At 67.6% G+C, this 1226-nt stretch carries 2 protein-coding genes; both read right to left on the bottom strand.

What is annotated here, in order from left to right:
• The coding region (locus tag ABIB99_RS44455; RefSeq protein WP_354182309.1) for a chemotaxis protein CheW at window positions 1–449 on the bottom strand (449 nt) is incomplete at its 3' end.
• Between the two features lie 27 nt (window positions 450–476).
• A partial coding sequence (locus ABIB99_RS44450) for a response regulator (protein ID WP_354182307.1) occupies window positions 477–1226 on the bottom strand: 750 nt, incomplete at its 5' end.

The following is a 1226-nucleotide window of genomic DNA, read 5'->3' as shown; positions in this document are numbered from 1 at the left end:
AGCTCGAGGACGCGATCGACGTCGAGGACGACCATGAGCTGGCCGTCGAGGCGGTGGACGCCGCCGGCGAGCTTGGCCATGCGGGGATCGAGGTTGACGGGGTTCTCTTCCATGCCGGCCTCGGCAAGCCGCAGCACTTCGCCGATCTGGTCGATCAGGAGGCCGTAGGATTCACCGCGCAGGTCGACGCCGACCGCCATCGGGGTCTTGCCGTCCTCGGGCTTGGGCAGGCCGAGCCGGGCGCGCATGTCGACCACGGTGACGATGCGGCCGCGCAGGTTCAGCACGCCCGCGATCTCGCGCGAGGACAAGGGAACGCGGGTGACGCGCTCGGGCATGAACACGTCCTGGACGCGGGAGATCGGCAGGCCGAACAGCTGGCCGCCGATCATCGCGGTGACGTATTCGACCATGGCGCCTTCGCCGATCTGCGTCTTCTTGTTGCTCATAGCGGTATCTCCTGATCCCCAGTGCCGTTACGCCGCTGCCCGGCTCAGCTCGGAGGCGCCGGCGGCGCCCGCGGTCTGTTCCTTCAGCGCCGCGATCAGACCGGGACGGTCGAACTTGGCGACATAGTCGTGGAAGCCGGCCTGACGGCCGCGCTCGATCGCCGCCGGCGACACCAGCGCGGACAGGCCGATGATCGGCATCGCGCCCAGATTGGTGTCGGAGCGGATCACTTCGGCGAACTCGAACCCGTTCATGTCGGGCATCTCGATGTCGGTCAGGACCACGTCGAAGCTCTGCGCACGCAGCGCAGCCAGGCCCTCCTGCGCGGTCGGCGCGGTGCGGACGCGGTAGCCGGCCGCCTTCAGCACGGGTGCCAGCATGTTGCGGAAGAAAGCCGAGTCGTCGACCAGCAGCACCGACTGCGAGTGCTGCGACGGCTTCATCTCCTTGCGGGTGAACCAGTCGGCGAACGCCATCGGCAGGAAGTGGCCGACGTCGATCACTTCGGTGGCCTGGCCCTTGATCACGGCCGAGCCGAGAATGCCGGAGGCGGAGCCGCCGACCTCGATGTTGAGCCTTTCCTCGACGATGTCGATGATCTCGTCGACGACGAGGCCCATGGAGCGGCCGTCGTCCGCAAACACCAGGATCGGCTGGGCGCCCTGGCTCGCAATGGTGACGCTCTCCATGGCGACGAGCGGCATCAGCTGCTCGCGGTACTGCACCATGTAGCGGCCGTTGCTGAACTCGATCTTGTCGGCCGGGAGCTCCTCCAG

This window comes from Bradyrhizobium sp. LA6.1 (assembly GCF_040547805.1).
GTDB classification, from domain to species: domain Bacteria; phylum Pseudomonadota; class Alphaproteobacteria; order Rhizobiales; family Xanthobacteraceae; genus Bradyrhizobium; species Bradyrhizobium barranii.
This window is presented reverse-complemented; position numbering and strand designations above follow the sequence as displayed.